The following is a 16216-nucleotide window of genomic DNA, read 5'->3' as shown; positions in this document are numbered from 1 at the left end:
GCCTCTTCGGATTCGACCCATTGCGAGCCTTATGCCGTCGTTCTTCAAACGTTCCCTGTTGCCCAAACTGCGCGCTTTCCCACTCTCCACCGAGGCGATTGAGGTGCTGTCCGGCGCCGCGGCGTTTCGTCGTTGCCTGCTGGAGAAAATTTCCCAGGCTACCCAACGCATCTATATCGTCGCGCTGTACTTGCAGCAGGACGAGGCGGGGCAGGAGATCTACGACGCCTTGCACGCCGCCAAAGCCGCACGCCCGGAGCTGGACATCGTGGTGCTGGTCGATTGGCTGCGCGCCCAGCGCGGGTTGATCGGCGCCGGTAAACAGCCGGGCAACAGCGCCTGGTACCAGGCCATGACCCAAAGCCATGCCACCGAGGTGCCGGTCTACGGCGTGCCGGTGCAGACCCGCGAACTGTTCGGCGTGTTGCACCTCAAGGGCTTTGTGATCGACGACAGCGTGCTGTACAGCGGCGCCAGCCTGAACAACGTGTATTTGCACAAATTCGACAAGTACCGTTTCGACCGTTACCACCTGATCCACAGCGCACCGCTGGCGGATTCGATGCAACACCTGGTGGAACACGGGCTGATGGCATCCAAGGCCGTGCATCGCCTCGACTTGCCCAACCCGCCGACGACCCGCAGCCTGCGCAACGATATCGGCGACCTGCGCAGCCGCCTCAAGCACGCGGCCTACGACACCACCAGCGGCCAGTTGCCCAACGGCCACCTGTCTGTCAGCCCCTTGCTCGGTGTCGGTAAGAACAACCCCCTGAGCCGGGTGATCCTCGAACTGATCGCCAGCGCCCAGCATCAACTGACCATTTGCACGCCATACTTCAACCTGCCGCTGCCGGTGACCCGGGAAATCAACCGCGCCCTGGCGCGCGGGGTGAAGATCGACATCATCGTCGGCGACAAGACCGCCAACGACTTCTACATTTCGCCCAGCGAGCCGTTCAAGGTGATCGCGGCCTTGCCGTACCTCTATGAAATCAGCCTGCGCCGCTTTGCCAAGCGCCATCAGCCGATGATCGACAGCGGCCAATTGAACCTGCACCTGTGGCGCGACGGCGACAACACCTACCACCTCAAAGGCATGTGGGTCGACCAGCGTTATACGTTGCTGACCGGCAACAACCTCAACCCACGCGCGTTCCGCCTTGACCTGGAAAACGCCTTGCTGATCGATGACCCCAAGAGCGAGTGGCTGGAACCCCGGCGCACCGAGCTGGCGCAGATTTTCCAGCACACCACGCGCATCGAAGGTTATCAGCAGCTGCAGACCCTGGTGGATTACCCGCAGGCAGTCGGCAAGTTCCTGCGCCGCGTCAGCCGCGTGCGGATCGAGCGGTTGCTGTATCGCATTCTGTAACACGGGCATCGCGCAACGAACTCTCTTGCTGCCCTCAAAGCCTTGAGAGTTCGCCTACACGCAGCGCTGGCCCAGGCGGGTATGTTTTCTCTCGACAGTTCTTAAGGACAAGAACTCTTGCCATTCACTGGTAGAGAGGAACTAGAAATGTCGCCCATCTCCCTAATCCTTCATGCCCGTTCGCCAATTCCGCTGGCGCTGACAGTCACGTCCGCGCCAATTGGCGGCCCGATCCCCGACACGCGGGTGCGCAACCGGCGCGCGGCGGTGCCCGAACCTGCCAGCGCGGCGCCGCCATGGACCTTGCAGCCAGCGCCGGCCACGTCGGCGGAGGCCGATCATCAGTTACACACGGCGTTGAGCACCTCGGCCCTGCGTCAGTTAGCGGACTCGAGCGTCCAGATTCCCCATGGCGCCACGATTCGTCCAGGCTTCGAGGCGCTGCGCAGTGCCTTCAATACCGCCGAGATGCGGGCCTGGGTCGCCAGCAAAGGGATGGCCCTGGATACCGTCGTGGTCAAACCCGACTCGGTCAGCGGTTGGGTCGTCGACAGTGGGGTAGCGACACAAAAGACCTTCACCTTGAACGACACCTCGGGATGGTGGCAGATCAGCGCCAGGCTGCGCGCCGCCGCTGCCGCCCTGGATGTGGCCGGCAACGGGCTTGCGTATGTGCATCCTGAGAGCGAAGGCTTGTCTCGCAACGCGGTGTTGCAGGGGTATGGTATTCCCCCGCCGCACACCGCCGACGAACTGCAGACCGTGCGCCAGGCACTCTCGACGGCGGATTGGTCTGCCTTGTCGCCGGAGGTCAAGGGGCGCCTGGAGCAGCGCAACCTGAGGGCTAGAAAAGTCATCGACGTGATGGACGAGCGCGTGCATCTGGCGGGCACCTTGAGTGAGCGCGTGCGGCACCTCTCCGATGAAGACGAGGTGTTGCTGGCCGACGTGCAAACGCCGATCAGCCGCACCTCGTCGCTGGCGATTGACGGCGCCGAGCAGGCAGCGGTCAGCGAGGTGCTGGCGTCCCATGGGTTGTCGGTGCCGAAGACGGCGCGGGAGGTGCGCAATATCCTGCGCTGGCTCGACGCTGCGCTGCCGCCAGCGCCGGCGCTGGGGGACTATGCACAGTTGATCGCGCGTCAGTGGGCCCCTGGAGTCTTGTCCGACGCCGACAAACGCTTCGTGGCGGAGTTGAGCGATGACGATACTCCTGGCAACAAGCCTGCGGTGAACCTGCTGCGCGTCCTGGATATCCGCGGGGTGCTTGCTCTCAACAGCGCAGGCACCTTGCGCGCCGAAGCTGATCGCTTCCTTGAGCAGTTCCTGAACAGCCCCGTGGCGTTGAACTGGGGCAGGGCCGTGGCGCGTAATCGCCAGTTCCAGGGCGCGTCCGGCAGCGATCAACTCTCGACGCTCGAAGCCAAGCAGTGGGTGCTGGCGGCCATCATGTTGCAAATCGACCCCGACGCCCCGGGACGCCCCGGGACCATTGCCGGCTATGACATCTACCAACCTGCCAAAAATGGGCGGACGCTGGCCTCGGTACGCACGGATATCGAAACGCACCTGTGGAAAAAAACCTCACTGGACCCCAAGGTCGCGCCCCTGTTGGCCCACCTGTTTCTGGCCGCTGCCGCCCCTGAGTTTCTGATTCGGGATGTTCCTTCCACGTTGCGCATGGGGTCTGCGGAATGGGCGGATCTGCGCCTGGGCGTGACCTTTGCCGAACGTCAAGGCGGCGCGGGCAGCTCGCGGGCGATGAGTTACCCGGAAATCATGGCGCTTGCCCGACTGGATGCACGCACTGCGGACGAGGCGGCAGTGCTGGATAACCACGGCGTCGACGTGCTGCTTGACTGGGGCTTGATGCAAGGGGTTTACGCCAAGACCGCAGACGGTCGCTATACACCGCAGCACTACCAGCAGGCCAGTGAAGCCTTTCAGGCCCAGCGCGAGCAACTCCTGCAGGCCCTGATGGCGTTCAAGACGCCGCTGCCGACACGCCGGGACCAGGCGGTCGCGAACCTGCAGAAGGTGTTCCCGGAACTCAGCGGGCCCCAGTTGCAAGCGTTGCAGGTCTACGTTGCGGACCCGGACGAGCGCCGCAACATGAAGGTCTCGGAACCCAAGATCCGTTCGCTGATCGAGACCTATATGACCGGCGACCTGGTCAGGGACCGCTGGATGCTGCTGGAGGCTGACACTCCCGGCGCCACTGGCGCTGCAAGAACGCCCTTTTCAAACGCACGCCCAAGTCGCACCGAACAAGCTGCCATCGTCAAAAACGTGCGCGCCCTGAATGCCAGGATCAAGCGTTTGCCCAGCCTGCCGGGGCAAGTGGTGAGCGAAGTCGACGGCTACCTGGCGAGCCTCAAGCAAGGCTTGGGCATTACCACCAAGCGCATGATCGCCAACTTGCCCCTGGCTGATCGCCAGGCCCTGGAGTATGGCGCCGTCGAGCTGTTTACCCTGCGCGAACAGATCGACGGGGTGCCCACGCTGGACCAGACATCCGCGCAAGTCGAAGCGCGACGAGGGCGCAAAGGCACGCTGATCCGCTGTGACTACAACGGGGAGATCAGCTACTTTGAAGTGTTCCCGGCCAAGATGATGATCGTTAAGCGCACGGACTTACCCGAGCAACTGGTGCTGGGCGGCACCCTCGAAGAGACGCAGCGCACCTACGGACGTTGGGCGCCCTCGACGGTCCTGTTGCAGAACGGCGCAGTGGAGCCGTTCGACTTCACCGCCTACACCTCCGATGCCTTGCCGCGATCGGACGTTTCGTCCGCCGGCATCATTATCGATAAGCTCGGTGATACCTTGCCGGCCGCTCCCGCGGCTGCGGATGGCCGCGTGAGCGCGGCGGTGCCCAACAGCTTTGCATCGCCCCGCAGCCAAGCGATTGTCGACCGGATCATGCAGGGCAATTTCATTCATCACCGCGACAGTGTGCTCAAGTATGCCCAGGGTCAATTACCCCTTGAGCAACAACGAGAAGTGTCGCAACGCAACGACAGTATTTTGCTGAGCATGATTCCGTTTGTCGGGGCCATCGTGGACCTGGCCAAGGGCAATATCATCGAAGGTACGCGGGGCTTGTTGATCGATACGGCCGGTGCGTTTCTAGGTGGCGCGGGAACGGCGGTGCGCTCGTTGGTCAAATCCACCAAGGTCGTCGCGCCTTTTGGCGCCAAGGCATTCCGCGTGCTGGAAAAGGGCGTGAGCGTGGTCAGCGCGTTTTTGAATCCGGTAGATGGCGCTGCCGATCTGTTGGTCAACAGTGCCAAAGGCGTGCTCGCCTTGCCTCGCGCGTTGAACAGCGCGCCCAACGTGTCGGCGTTCGCGAACATGCTCGCGGCGCAGGAAAAGTTGCGCACATTCTTCGGCGTACACGCGGCAATAGATCGCGCGGTGGCAACGCACAATGGGCACCATCAAGGCGTGCCCGTTCGAGCGGTGCAAATGGGCGCGCATTGGTATGCGGCCAATCCTGAAAGCGGCTTGCCGGTCGGTACGCCGTTGGAAGGGTACCGACCGTTGAGCGAGGCCTAGAGGGCTCAGTTCAAACCCAGTTTGCCGCGCAGGGTCGACAGGTCTTCAGCCAGGGTATTGACCGGGCCGACCAAGGCTTTGCGGTCGTTTTCCTTGACCTTGTCGTAGGTCTGGAAACCGCCGTCCGCCGTCTTGTACTTGGCCAGGATCGTGTCCACGCTGGCGAAGTTCTTGTCGACCTTGGCCAGGAAGGCCGTGTCCTGTTTCTCGATCTGGCCGCGGCACAGGTCGACGATTTTCTTCGCGCCGTCGATGTTGCCCTGGAAGTCATACAGGTCGGTGTGGCTGTAGCGGTCTTCCTCGCCGGAGATCTTGGTGGCGGCGACTTCTTCGAGCAGGGCTGCGGCGCCGCCCACGACTTTTTCCGGCGGGAAGGTCAGGCCGGCCACGCGCGTCTGCAGGTCCTTGACGTTGTTGTTCAGGCCGTCGGCCAAGGCGTCGAGGCCGTGGGTGGTGTTTTCGGCGAACAGGCTGTACTCGATACGGTGAAAGCCGGTGAAGTCGTCGGCCTTCACGCCTTTTTCGTGGTCGTCGACCCGCGAGTCGATGGCCGCGTCGAGGTCGCTGAACAGCTCGGCAATCGGTTCGATGGCCTCATAATGCACGCGGGTCGGCGCATACAGCTGCTTGGCGGTGGCCAGGTCGCCTTTTTTCACCGCGTCGGTGAACGCCTGGGTCTGGGTCGCCAGCTCAGCGATTTGTTCGGTGACGTAGATCTTGTAGTCCGACACCGGGCCTACCAGGTCCAGCGGCGCCGTGGCGGCGAAGGCCGCCAGGGGTGAGAGGGTGATTAACAGCGACAGCGCGAGAGTCGACTTGTTCATGGGACGGTTTCCGCTTTAAGTGTTGGCAGGAGGTTGAACGTGCGTTGCAGCAAGTAGCGTGCGCCCGATGAAATCCTTCGGTCCCGTTGCCCCCGGCAAGGTGAAGAAATACCCGCCGCCGACTGGCTTGAGGTACTCCTCCAGGGGCTCGCCGTTGAGCCGGGTTTGTACGCTGATAAAACCTTTTTCCAGGTCGGCCTGGTAGCAGATGAACAGCAGCCCCATGTCCAGCTGACCGTTTTTGTTGACGCCGTTGGAGTAGTTGAACGGCCGGCGCAGGATCAGGTTGGCCTGGGTCTGCGGGGTGCGCGGGTTGGCCAGGCGGATATGGGCATCGAGCTTGGTCAGCTTGCCTTGCGGGTCTTTGCTGTAATCGGGCACTTGGGCTTCGTGCTGGCCACCCATGGGCGCGCCGGTGGGCTTGATGCGGCCGATGATGCTTTCCTGTTCCTGCAGCGGCGTGCGGTCCCAACGCTCGACAAAATTGCGAATGATCCGCACCGCCTGGTAGCTGCCATTGGCCGCCCAGGCCGGTTCGTCACTGCCGGGCTGCACCCAGACCACTTGGTCCATGGTCTTGGCATCGTTGGAATTCGGGTTGGCCGAACCGTCACGAAAGCCCAGGAAGTTGCGCGCACTCTGCGCAGGCTCGCCGGGGCGGGCGGGCGCCTGTGGCGGCACGCTGCCTTCCTGCTTCCAGCGCACCAGCAGCAGGTCGGGCAGGTTTTTCACGATGTCGCGCAGGGCGTGGATATTGGTGTCCGGGGTGTTGGAGCAAAATTGCAGGCTCAGGTCGCCGTGGCACTGCGCCGCTTCCAACGCATCGTTGGGGAAACCGACCATGCGGATCAGGCGCTTGGGTTTGGCTGCGCTGAGGCCGAAACGCTCATCGAACAGCGATTCGCCGACCGATACGGTGATGGTCAGGTTATCCGGCGTAACCACCGGGCCGAGGATGCCCGAATCGGTGGGCGGCAGTTTCGGGTCGACCTGCGGCACGCTGCCGCCGGTCATCAGGAAGCTGATGCGCTCATTGAGGGTGCGGAACAGCCGCTCCAAGTCGTCGCGATCAGCAGCCAGGACATCGAAGGCCACCAGCATGCCGCAGGCCGGGCGCGGGGTGACGATGCCGCTTTGGTGCTTGCCGAAAAAATCGTGATGGTCCTGGGTCTTGTCGCTGCGCGGAGCGGTGGTCACTTGCTCGGCGGCAGCAGCCATGGCCGGGCAGCTCAAGGTGCTGCCGGCAAGCGCGGCACCGGTGGCGGCCATGCCCAGCAGGACGCGACGGCGTTGAAGGTCTAACGGTGGTAAATCACTCATGTATGCGGTCGTCTTCACTGTAGGCCGGAGAGGCCAAGGGCGGGGTCGATTCCATCGAGTGCGGCGGCCAGTACCTTGGCCTTGTCGGCGATCTGCTTGCGCTGATCGGCGGTAACACGGTCGTAGCGGCTGAATTGGCCGTCGACTTTCAAACCATCGAGCGCCGTCTCGAACGCGGCGAGGGCCGTGTCGATGTTCGGCAACAGGTCGGCGGCGGACTTGCTCAGCAGCGGACGCATCAGGTCCACCACCTTGCGCGCGGCATCCAGGTTGGCGGCGAAACCGTTCAGGTCGATATGGCTGTAGCGCTCCTCTTCGCCACTGACGGCGCGCACGTCGGCCAGGCTATTGAGGTTGCGCACCACGATGCTCACCAGTTGTTCCGGTGGCAGCGACTGCGCCAGCAACTGTTGCTTGAGGGTGCCGACGTCGCTCACCAGGCGCTGCGCCAGCGGGGCCAGGCCATCGAGGCTGCGTTGCTGGAACAGGCCGTATTCGAGGCGGTGGAAGCCGCTGAAGGCTGGGTCCTGCTCGCGTTTTTCGAAATAATCGGCGCGGGCGTTGATCGCGTTGTCCAGTTGCGCCAGGCGTTGCGACGCCGCGGCGAGACGCTGATAAGCCTCGCGGGCCGGCACATACAGCGCCTGAGCCTGGGCCAGGTCACCGGCGTCGATCGCTTGTTGCAAGGCGGTCGTGGCCTTGATCAGAGCGCTGGCCTGGCTGCTCAGGTACACACGGAATTCCGACAACGGTCCGATAAACGCCACCATCGACGGCTTGGCCTTGGCTTGGGCGTCGGATGCCGCCGTCGGCGTTACGTGCAAGGTGCCGCGCGGGTTGCTTAACAGGCCGCAGGTAATTGCATAGTCGCCGGGCAACAGATTGGCATTGATCACCTGGCTCAGGCCCGGCGCGATGTTTTCGCGTTCTTCGACCACCAGCACGCCGTCGAGGATCTCCCATTCCACCGCGCGGTCGGAGCGGTTGATGATGCGAAAACTCGCGCGCCCGGCCGCAACGGTCAGTGCGTTGGGTTCGCAGGCGTGGCCGTGAATGGTCACGACGGTTTCATCTTGGTGGGTCTGACGCTTGGTCGCTGCCAGCTGCGAGGCATAGTAGAACAGGCCGCCGGCGGCGATCATCACGACCGCCGAGCCGGCCACCGCCCAGCGCAAGGCGCGTGGCGGCGAGGCCGGTTGAGGAGTTGGGTTGGACAAGGGACGGTCCTTACGGGTGAGAAACGGAAGAGGGCGCGGCGACCGGCTTGGCGGGTGCCGCGGGCAGGAAGAACATCGCCAGGGCCACCACCAGGTAGATCAGGTAGGCCCCCAGCGTGCTGACGGTCGGCGCATCCTGATAGCCGAACATCCCGGCGAGTACCGAGCCCACCGGGCCATCCATCGGCAACGTGGCGCTGACATCGAACAGCACGCTTTGCAGGTGGTTCCACACGCCGGCTTCATGCAGGGCCTGCACGGAGTTGGCGAGGATGCCGGCGGCCACCACCAGGATGAACAGGCCAGTCCAGCGGAAAAACGCGCCGAGGTTCAGGCGCATGCTGCCGCTGTAAATCAGGAACCCGACGATGATCGCCAGCACCAGGCCGAGCAGGGCACCCAGCGGTGCGCCGGGGCCTTCACTCTGCTGGAACACCGCCAACAGGAAAAACACGGTTTCCAGGCCTTCACGGGCCACGGCGAAAAACACCATCAGGATCAGTGCGGTGACTTGGTGGCGCGAGCCGGCCAGGGCATGGTCGAGGGATTGGTGCAGCGAATGTTTGATCGAGCGTGCAACCTTGCGCATCCAGAACACCATGGAACTGAGAATGCCCACGGCGACCAGGCCGACCACGCCTTCGAACAATTCCTGCTGCTTTTGCGGAAATTCGGCACTCATCAGTTCCAGGCCGCCACCGACCAGCAAGGCCAGGGCCGCGGCGAGGAAGACACCGACCCACACGGCGGGCATCCACTGGCCACGGCCGGTCTGTTGCAGGTAACTGGCGATGATGCCAACGATCAATGCGGCTTCAATGCCTTCGCGCAACATGATGAGAAAGGGAACAAGCATTCGACACCGCAGGGAAACTGGATAGGAAGCTAAGTTGTAACATAATGATACTCATTGCCAAACAAGAAACATTGACCTTTACTGAACGGCGGCTGAACGGTGGTGGCAAAGCTCAAGCGCCCTTATGATGCACCCCACCTTTTGTGCCGTTGGATTGCCCCACACCCATGTCGGAAAAAGACACCATCTCCATCCATCTTGTGCGCGAAGCCCTGTTGCAGAGCTGCGCGTCGGAGGCAGCGAGCGTTGAGGCCTTGAGCAAGGCGGGCATTGCTCCCGAGCTGCTGTTGCAGCCTGGTGCACGTGTCTCGGCCACGACCTACGCTCGGTTGTGGCGCCTGCTGGCGCGGCGCCTGGACGATGAGTTTTTTGGCATGGACCCGCGCCCGCTCAAGTCCGGCAGCCTGGCGTTTCTGTGCCGCGTGGCCATGGCTCAACCGACGGTGGCGGCCGGTCTGGAAACCGGCTTGGCGTTCCTGTCATTGATGTTCGAGCATTTGCCTGCCCAACTGGTGCGCCAGCAAAGCCTGGCGGAAATCGTGCTGCTCGAAACCGAGCCCGAGCCGCGCCGGGCGTTCAGCTATTTCACTTATTGGATGATCGTCCACGGCGTCGCCTGTTGGCTCGCGGGGCGGCGTATACCGATCCTGGCCATTGAACTGCGCTGCCCACAACCGGATTTTTGTGACGATTACCGGGTGATGTTCTCCGACAACCTGCGTTTCGACCGGCCGCGCACGCGCATGATCTTCTCCGCCGATTGCCTCGACCTACCGATCAAGCGCAGCGCCGAAGAACTCAAGCGTTTCCTTGGCCACGCACCGGCCAATATCCTGGTCAAATACCGCGACCCCGACAGCCTGGCCACGCGCATCAAGCACGACCTGCGCCAGATGCCGCCCGAGACCTGGCCGGAAACCGACGGCCTGGCTGCCAACCTGTGCATCTCCGCCTCGACCCTGCGCCGCCGCCTGGCGGAAGAGGGGCAAACGTATCAGGGGCTCAAGGACAGCGTGCGCAAAGAGTTGGCGATTGTCTGGCTGGCCGAACCGCAGATCAGCTTTGCCGAAATTGCCACGCGATTGGGATTTGCCGATGCCAGTTCGTTCTACAAGGCGTTTCGTAAATGGGCAGGGTCGAATCCGGGGCACTACCGGAGCCTGATTCTCAATGATGACAACCAGGAAGCGTCCTCACCGAAAAGTGTCTGACAGATGTTGGAGTTGGCTGCGTAGGGGTTTTCCACGATTCAACCCTGTCCGCACATTCGGCCGTGAACCTACGACAGCTCGGCGATCCTCAAGAACTGGAAGACTCACTCACTGAGGCGTTTGTGGAGAAAACATTGGAGAGCGTGATCACTTAGGGGCGATACGCTGAATTTTTCTCATACGACGACCACACCAATACGTTCAGCCTGGACGATGTTGAAGTCGGCCTGTAGCCCTTCTTTCGCTCTATTGCAGCGGTTCAGCGCAGGGGGGAGTAAGGCTCTGGTAGGCAGATCATGGTTTTCGCTGTGGCAATTTGCGCAGGTGCATCTTTCGGCGGCCAAAGAGCTTCAGCGTAATAACGCGCTCTTAGCCGCCCGCGCTCTTCCAGACTGGAAAACCCCCAGATATGGGTGATCCGCGGCGGCCCATCAAGTGCGTACATGTTCAGCACCAGATGAGAGGTATATTCATTGATCGGCGCAAGAGCATTCTGCCAACTGGCTAGCGTAGGTGTGAGACCTCCCGGCTTCAGGAAGTAGGTCCTGAATTCATAGAAATTCCCAAACGACGCCGGGGAAATATCCGACAGGAACGCGAAGCGCCTATAGCTTTCGGTGTTCACTCGGATGGAAGGGTCGGTGACCCCGAAGGGCTCTTTGGCCATCAACACTCGGCGACGTTCGTCTTCAAGTGCCTGCGCGGTTTCAAACCCGCGCAGGAGTTTGACTTGGAACAGATCGCCAATCTCGGAGCGCCAGACACCGAGTAATTGGCCAGGCCCTTGCGCCATCCACTTGCACGCAGCCTTCGCGACAGCGCCTTCGGTGAGCGGTGGACAGCTGAGTGTCGTGAGTTCGTAAAGCATCGAATACCTCGCAATTCAAACAAAAAGGACCCAGCCCAGGCGTCATTGTGTGTACGACGATAATGACTGCCAGCCCTGGATTTTTGCCGATTCGTTGATACCTGATGAGGATAATTGCCAATGGATAATCGATAAATAGGCGTGCATTTGTTTGTTTGACAATGGTGGGTTGTTAATGCTCGACCAGACTGACTGGCATGGCGGTGTTCGTTCAAACGGGCTGGTACATTATTGCTGTCATATACGGGCTTCTTGTTTTTTAATGGTTTTTTTTCACCTAACAGCAACGTTGTGCTTACACCAAATAAACCAACAAAACAGGAGGCTGCAACTATAATCAAAGTCAGCGAGAAACCATATATACCTAATAACCCACCGAAGATGGTATAAGAAATACCGATAATAACTGAATTAACTAGATTTGCAACAGAGAGGCAAGATGCTCGGATGTGTGACTCAATATTGTCATGAATGTATGTTTCATATGATGTCTCATATATAGCGGGGAGCGACATAATCAAAAGGAAGCTTGCAATTGAAGCAATTAACCCGATATTCAATGATAAAATGAAAAGAAGAAAAGTAACAATGATAGTAGTAGTAAAAGAAATTATGCCGAGAGAGAATCTGGAACAAATAAAACCAGCTGCTATGAACATTGCTGCTGACATAGCTTCAACTGCAGCATAAATGCCAGCAATTATAGGTATATCTAAACCCTGCATGGAAAAAAATGGCTGGCCATATATAAATAAAGGGATCGTTGAAAGCTCGAATAAAGCATATCCAATAAATAAAGGTATAAGGTAAGCGCCTTTTTTAGAACGGAAGAAATTAATTAGAGAAGTAGAGACGCGCTCTGTTTTTTTATTGTGCATACTACTTGCTTTATTAGAGTTCAGTGAAATAGATGGGAGCTTTATTTCGGGAATGAATGTTACAGCAAGAGCTCCAATGAGTTTTGATATTGCAAAAAAAATATAAACAGTGTTCCAAGACCAAGTATTTTGTAATACGCCACCAAGAAGCATAGATAAACCTAATGAAACCGCACCAATAGCACGGGCGCGTGATAATATTTTAGGGTACTCTTCCGTTCGATGTTCAGCTAGTAAGTTATCATACAATAATGCCCTGTCTGAACCGGAGCCCATAGCAATACTAGCGCCGAATAGGCAAAATATAATTGCGAAAGGAATAAAAGAGGCCTGAATTCAACACATAAGTGCAACGCTCACCCCTGCATAAACTTCGTACGGCGTCTTCCAGCCCAGGCGTTTTCGCGGGCGTAAATTGATCTTCGTTACCACGCGACTGACCGCCTCGACGGTCAGCTTGCTGAAGTCGCCGCCCTTGGGAAAATACTGCCGGAGCAGGCCGTTGGTATTTTCATTAGTGCCTCGCTGCCAGGATGAATAGGGTTCTGCAAAAAAGACTTGGCACTGGCTCCGATGCGCAATGCGTTCATGCCCGGCAAACTCCTTCCCGTTATCCAGCGTCAGCGTGTGAACAGCATGCCCCTTGAGCAACAGATTGATCGCCCGCGTTACCTGCCGGCGCGTCCTGCGCTTGACCGGATAGGCGCTCAGGTAGCCGCTTTTACGATCAACCAGCGTGACCAGATTGCCGCCTACGCCATGCACCGTGTCACCCTCCCAATCACCTAGACGCTCGCGGGCTTCGACCTCAGCAGGGCGCTCGGTTATCGATACGCGATTACGCAACTGTCCGCGCCGGTCGTGGCTTCCGTAGCGTTTTCGGTACAGCTTCCTGCGGTGCCGCAAATACTTGTATAACTCGCCACCTGCGTGTTTGTCGGTGGCGATAAACCGATAAATCCACTCGTGACTGACCGCGCGCTCCGGCTGCTCTTGCTTCAGGCGCTGAGCAATCTGCTCCGGGCTCATACCGTGTTTTAGCCAGAGCGGCAGATAATGGCTGAACCACGTTAATGGCTTGCAGTGCTTGCGCGCCTGCGCTCGACGGGCATCACTTTCATGGGTCGCAGCAACCGCTTTGTAGGTCTTCTGGGAGCTGTTGCGGCGAACCTCACGACTGATCGTCGAGGGATGTACGCCAACCTGTTTCGCGATGCTTGCCTGGCTTTTTCCGGCGCTCAGACCGGCCTCAATCTGGTAACGTTGGCCCTGAGTCAGCTGCCGGTAATGCGTAGTCATCTGCGCTTGAATCCTTCGGTGTGAGAGCCTGGATTCTACCGGTGGCTGACTCTCTGCCTATCGTTTCAAACGTTGCACTTATTCTATGAATTCAGGAGGAAAATAGCAAAAAACCTACACCACTCACAAATAGCCCTAAAAAACCGATTATAAGAGAAAATTTACGACCATATCGATCTGCGAGTAAACCAGATGGAATTTCTAACGCTACGGAAGAAAAGAATAAAAAAGATTGAAGAACACCTATCTCTCCTTGGGTGATACCCAGTTGCAGCAAGTAAAGTACAAATAGACTTCTCTGAACATCCAGATTCATAAATATTGATAAGGAGTAATATAGATTGTCGTTCTTGTTTTTTAGAAATTTTAGTGCGCTCATTTTTATTTAAATACCTGTTTTTGTGTAAGTTCAAAAGATTTGAAATTTAAGGTTAAGATGCATGCATCTACTTTCGAGGGGCCAATTTTTGCCAAATGCTGAAAAGCTTCCCAAGCCATAAGGTTAGCAATAATCGAATTTGTTATTCCGTTGGATGGGAACCGTGCAGGAACAATTATTTTTTTACAAACGCTCTGTACCTCTCTAATCCAGCGTAGGTAGGCCTGAAATGAAGATCTATTTTTGAGAAGCGGCCCAATTATACCGTTGTTAATACCAACGGCGCCGAACAGCGCTGACGTGCCTGCTTGTACTGCTGCGTTAGCAACGTAACTCTGAATGGCTCCTTTAGGTTCATCAGCACAACAGATTATTAAGTCCGCTCCTTTAGCTAATTTTGCTAACTGTCTACTAGAGGTTATCTCAGATATGATAGATTTAGCTTCTACTACTTTTTGATTCAGCATTAGTCGCTGAGCAAGTATATCTGCCTTATATTGGCCTATATCTTGTACGCCAAAAACAAATTGACGATTAAGATTGTTTATGCTTACTTTATCGAAATCAATCAAAACAAAAGAACCAATACCTGAGCCTGCAAGGCTTTGTGCAACTAAAGATCCGGTACCACCACATCCAACAACTACGATTAATGAGTTTTTTAGCTGCTGACTTATTTTTTGGTTTGGTGCAACAGCTTCATTCCACGACCATTGTATAGTCTGTAACGGAGTCATCCCACAAGGAGGGGCAGCATGAATGAGATTAGCATCTTTTAGTTTTCTAATAAGGCTTCCCTCTGACTCATTATCGAGTTCCTGCACTACTCCTGTTGTACTAAGTAGATGAAGTAGCTTGGCAATATCAGAATTATGGGGCTTGATACTTTTTATGCCATTCTCTGCGATCAACTTAAGTTGATCGCCATCACTCAGAACGACAACATCACCACGTAATACCCATGGGCTTTCTTTTTTAAGCAAGAGAGGAGTCCTCTGTTATATTCGTATCACTTGTATTTTTAACAAACATAGCCATCGGTCTATAAACTGTTTCAGCCAACAGCATTGGTAAAACAGTACTGCTGGACTTTGAGTAAAGTTTTAGAAAAATAGACTTAATGAAATTTATGGATTCAACGGAGGTGTCCAAGCCGGATATTTTTCTTTGAAATAGAGCTAGACGCAAACTTTTCTCACTTGCTGCGTTTACAATTAGCGTCTTTAATATTTCTTTTTCTTTATTTGTGAGTTCTTGCCAGAGTTGACTGCACTCTCTAATGAGGTGAAGCGATTTTCCTTTGTTTTTTTGTCGTGGTTCAACATATGCTTGAAGCAAGTTCTCTGCGTGACTCATTGTTTCAAATGGGCTATTTAATCGCTGATAGCTTGCAAGAATAGGGAAAGAGTAATATGAAGAAAATGCAGACCAAGATAGTAGTATTTTTGTATTTGAGTTGGGGATTATGTCTAGCTCCTTAGTTAGTCCAATTCCACGATACTGTGGATGTACAATAACCCGAAATGATTGTAATATGTGCTTATTGATTTCTGAGAACTCAGAGAACATCTCAAATTTTTTTGGCCATGGACGGATACACAAATTAACACCAATCAGCTCTCCTTTAGAGTGAGCAGTTACAACATGATCAACTAGAGGTGCTAGCATATCAATATCATTCGGGTTGTCATTTTCATAATGATAGCGAGAAAGTTTTTTATAGTCGTCTATAGTGCCTTTTTTAATTTCTATTTCTAAGCTTTTTAATATGTTTGTGTTTTTTATTTTTTTATTAAGAACACGGTGTTTCCCATTTGAGCGAAGCTCAATGTGAATATCAGGTTTTAAAAAATCGACGATGTCATCGTGGCAACTTGCAATAAAAGCACTTTGTTTATTGGAACGAAGAATTTTCCCTAAATTTATAGCGACAATCTGGGCTGTACGCCTGTCCAATCGTGTAGTGAACTCGTCAAGGATAAGTGGCCCTATTCCTTGGAGCAAAGCTGAAGCAATAAGGAAACGTTCTTTTTGTCCATCAGATAGGTGAGAAAAAGGACCAATCAGGATACGCGGTTCTCCCAACCCAAATTTTGAAAGATAACGGATGACTTTCCCTGCATCTTCATAAGAAATAATTTCCGCAATAGATTTCTCTTTATCAATATGATTTGGTATTTTTTTTGTGGTTGAATAATGCCGGGAAATACTTGTTAATAACAAGCTTTTACCTACTCCGCTTGCCCCTGTTATTAGAATAATCCCGTCTGCAGGAATGTCTAAATTTGATAGCGACTCCATCCATCCTTCCTCAGACAGGCCAAAAGTTTTAATTATATCTTGGCAAACTTTGCTCGAATTATTTGGCGGAGGAATATATAGATCTACTTTGGTGTGTATTATATTCATAGCATGGCTCGCATTGGTTTGT

13 protein-coding genes and 1 pseudogene are annotated in these 16216 nt (G+C 56.1%); 4 read left to right on the top strand and 10 right to left on the bottom strand.

Translation table 11 applies throughout. The features are described 5' to 3' along the window. Nucleotides 1-31 precede the first annotated feature (31 nt). Nucleotides 32-1375, top strand: a complete 1344-nt coding sequence (gene pssA / locus RGV59_RS22310) for a CDP-diacylglycerol--serine O-phosphatidyltransferase (RefSeq protein WP_017847271.1) — start codon at nt 32-34, stop codon at nt 1373-1375. A gap of 147 nt (nt 1376-1522) precedes the next feature. Further along, nucleotides 1523-4933 (top strand): hypothetical protein, encoded by a 3411-nt coding sequence (locus tag RGV59_RS22305; protein WP_126586772.1) that lies wholly within the window; start codon nt 1523-1525, stop codon nt 4931-4933. A 5-nt stretch (nt 4934-4938) separates the two neighbouring features. On the opposite strand, the gene efeO (RGV59_RS22300) is transcribed toward RGV59_RS22305, so the two are convergent. The 4 genes from efeO (RGV59_RS22300) to efeU are packed head-to-tail and all read right to left on the bottom strand — an operon-like array spanning nt 4939 to nt 9150. Then, a complete protein-coding gene (efeO, locus tag RGV59_RS22300) occupies nt 4939-5757 on the bottom strand; it encodes an iron uptake system protein EfeO (RefSeq protein ID WP_126586770.1) in 819 nt (272 codons plus the stop codon). 15 nt (nt 5758-5772) lie between these two features. Then, nucleotides 5773-7077, bottom strand: coding sequence for an iron uptake transporter deferrochelatase/peroxidase subunit (efeB, locus tag RGV59_RS22295; RefSeq protein WP_046385265.1), 1305 nt, complete (start codon nt 7075-7077; stop codon nt 5773-5775). A gap of 14 nt (nt 7078-7091) precedes the next feature. Beyond that, nucleotides 7092-8294 (bottom strand): iron uptake system protein EfeO, encoded by a 1203-nt coding sequence (gene efeO, locus RGV59_RS22290; RefSeq protein ID WP_017847275.1) that lies wholly within the window; start codon nt 8292-8294, stop codon nt 7092-7094. A 10-nt stretch (nt 8295-8304) separates the two neighbouring features. Then, complete coding sequence (efeU, locus tag RGV59_RS22285) at nt 8305-9150, bottom strand: iron uptake transporter permease EfeU (RefSeq protein ID WP_017847276.1); 846 nt, start codon at nt 9148-9150, stop codon at nt 8305-8307. Between the two features lie 167 nt (nt 9151-9317). Between efeU and RGV59_RS22280 the strand changes: the two genes are divergently transcribed. Together RGV59_RS22280 and RGV59_RS22275 are read left to right on the top strand one after the other, a co-directional pair. Further along, nucleotides 9318-10361: an AraC family transcriptional regulator gene (locus tag RGV59_RS22280; RefSeq protein WP_126586769.1), complete on the top strand. Its 1044-nt coding sequence runs from the start codon at nt 9318-9320 to the stop codon at nt 10359-10361. Nucleotides 10362-10447: 86 nt separating this feature from the next. Then, a pseudogene (locus RGV59_RS22275) lies at nt 10448-10594 on the top strand (nitrate ABC transporter ATP-binding protein); the annotation flags it as partial. A 26-nt stretch (nt 10595-10620) separates the two neighbouring features. Here RGV59_RS22275 and RGV59_RS22270 read toward each other — a convergent pair. The 6 genes from RGV59_RS22270 to RGV59_RS22245 all read right to left on the bottom strand — a co-directional run bounded on the left by RGV59_RS22270 (nt 10621) and on the right by RGV59_RS22245 (nt 16194). Further along, on the bottom strand, nt 10621-11028 hold the full coding sequence (locus RGV59_RS22270) for an NIPSNAP family protein (protein WP_322247053.1): 408 nt from the start codon (nt 11026-11028) through the stop codon (nt 10621-10623). Next, nucleotides 11028-12383 (bottom strand): MFS transporter, encoded by a 1356-nt coding sequence (locus tag RGV59_RS22265; protein WP_322247052.1) that lies wholly within the window; start codon nt 12381-12383, stop codon nt 11028-11030. The genes RGV59_RS22270 and RGV59_RS22265 overlap by 1 nt, the downstream gene beginning before the upstream one ends. Before the next feature lie 60 nt (nt 12384-12443). After that, nucleotides 12444-13406 carry an IS30-like element ISPsme1 family transposase gene (locus RGV59_RS22260; RefSeq protein ID WP_017846754.1) on the bottom strand — a complete coding sequence of 321 codons (963 nt, stop codon included), beginning with the start codon at nt 13404-13406 and terminating at the stop codon, nt 12444-12446. A 91-nt stretch (nt 13407-13497) separates the two neighbouring features. Next, nucleotides 13498-13785 (bottom strand): MFS transporter, encoded by a 288-nt coding sequence (locus RGV59_RS22255; RefSeq protein WP_322247051.1) that lies wholly within the window; start codon nt 13783-13785, stop codon nt 13498-13500. Nucleotides 13786-13787: 2 nt separating this feature from the next. Continuing rightward, nucleotides 13788-14768, bottom strand: coding sequence for a HesA/MoeB/ThiF family protein (locus RGV59_RS22250; RefSeq protein WP_126586767.1), 981 nt, complete (start codon nt 14766-14768; stop codon nt 13788-13790). Beyond that, nucleotides 14761-16194 (bottom strand): hypothetical protein, encoded by a 1434-nt coding sequence (locus tag RGV59_RS22245; RefSeq protein WP_126586765.1) that lies wholly within the window; start codon nt 16192-16194, stop codon nt 14761-14763. Before RGV59_RS22245 ends, RGV59_RS22250 begins: the two co-directional genes overlap by 8 nt. Nucleotides 16195-16216 lie beyond the last annotated feature (22 nt).

Source organism: Pseudomonas sp. FG1, assembly GCF_034313875.1.
Taxonomy (GTDB): domain Bacteria; phylum Pseudomonadota; class Gammaproteobacteria; order Pseudomonadales; family Pseudomonadaceae; genus Aquipseudomonas; species Aquipseudomonas veronii.
This window is presented reverse-complemented; position numbering and strand designations above follow the sequence as displayed.

Excerpts from the sequence above, each read along its gene's own strand:
- pssA (WP_017847271.1), top strand. The coding sequence starts at position 32 with ATGCCGTCGTTCTTCAAACGTTCCCTGTTGCCCAAACTGCGCGCTTTC.
- RGV59_RS22305 (WP_126586772.1), top strand. The coding sequence starts at position 1,523 with ATGTCGCCCATCTCCCTAATCCTTCATGCCCGTTCGCCAATTCCGCTG.
- efeO (WP_126586770.1), bottom strand. The coding sequence starts at position 5,757 with ATGAACAAGTCGACTCTCGCGCTGTCGCTGTTAATCACCCTCTCACCC.
- efeB (WP_046385265.1), bottom strand. The coding sequence starts at position 7,077 with ATGAGTGATTTACCACCGTTAGACCTTCAACGCCGTCGCGTCCTGCTG.
- efeU (WP_017847276.1), bottom strand. The coding sequence starts at position 9,150 with ATGCTTGTTCCCTTTCTCATCATGTTGCGCGAAGGCATTGAAGCCGCA.
- RGV59_RS22280 (WP_126586769.1), top strand. The coding sequence starts at position 9,318 with ATGTCGGAAAAAGACACCATCTCCATCCATCTTGTGCGCGAAGCCCTG.
- RGV59_RS22270 (WP_322247053.1), bottom strand. The coding sequence starts at position 11,028 with ATGGCCAAAGAGCCCTTCGGGGTCACCGACCCTTCCATCCGAGTGAAC.
- RGV59_RS22265 (WP_322247052.1), bottom strand. The coding sequence starts at position 12,383 with ATGGGCTCCGGTTCAGACAGGGCATTATTGTATGATAACTTACTAGCT.
- RGV59_RS22260 (WP_017846754.1), bottom strand. The coding sequence starts at position 13,406 with ATGACTACGCATTACCGGCAGCTGACTCAGGGCCAACGTTACCAGATT.
- RGV59_RS22255 (WP_322247051.1), bottom strand. The coding sequence starts at position 13,785 with ATGAGCGCACTAAAATTTCTAAAAAACAAGAACGACAATCTATATTAC.
- RGV59_RS22245 (WP_126586765.1), bottom strand. The coding sequence starts at position 16,194 with ATGAATATAATACACACCAAAGTAGATCTATATATTCCTCCGCCAAAT.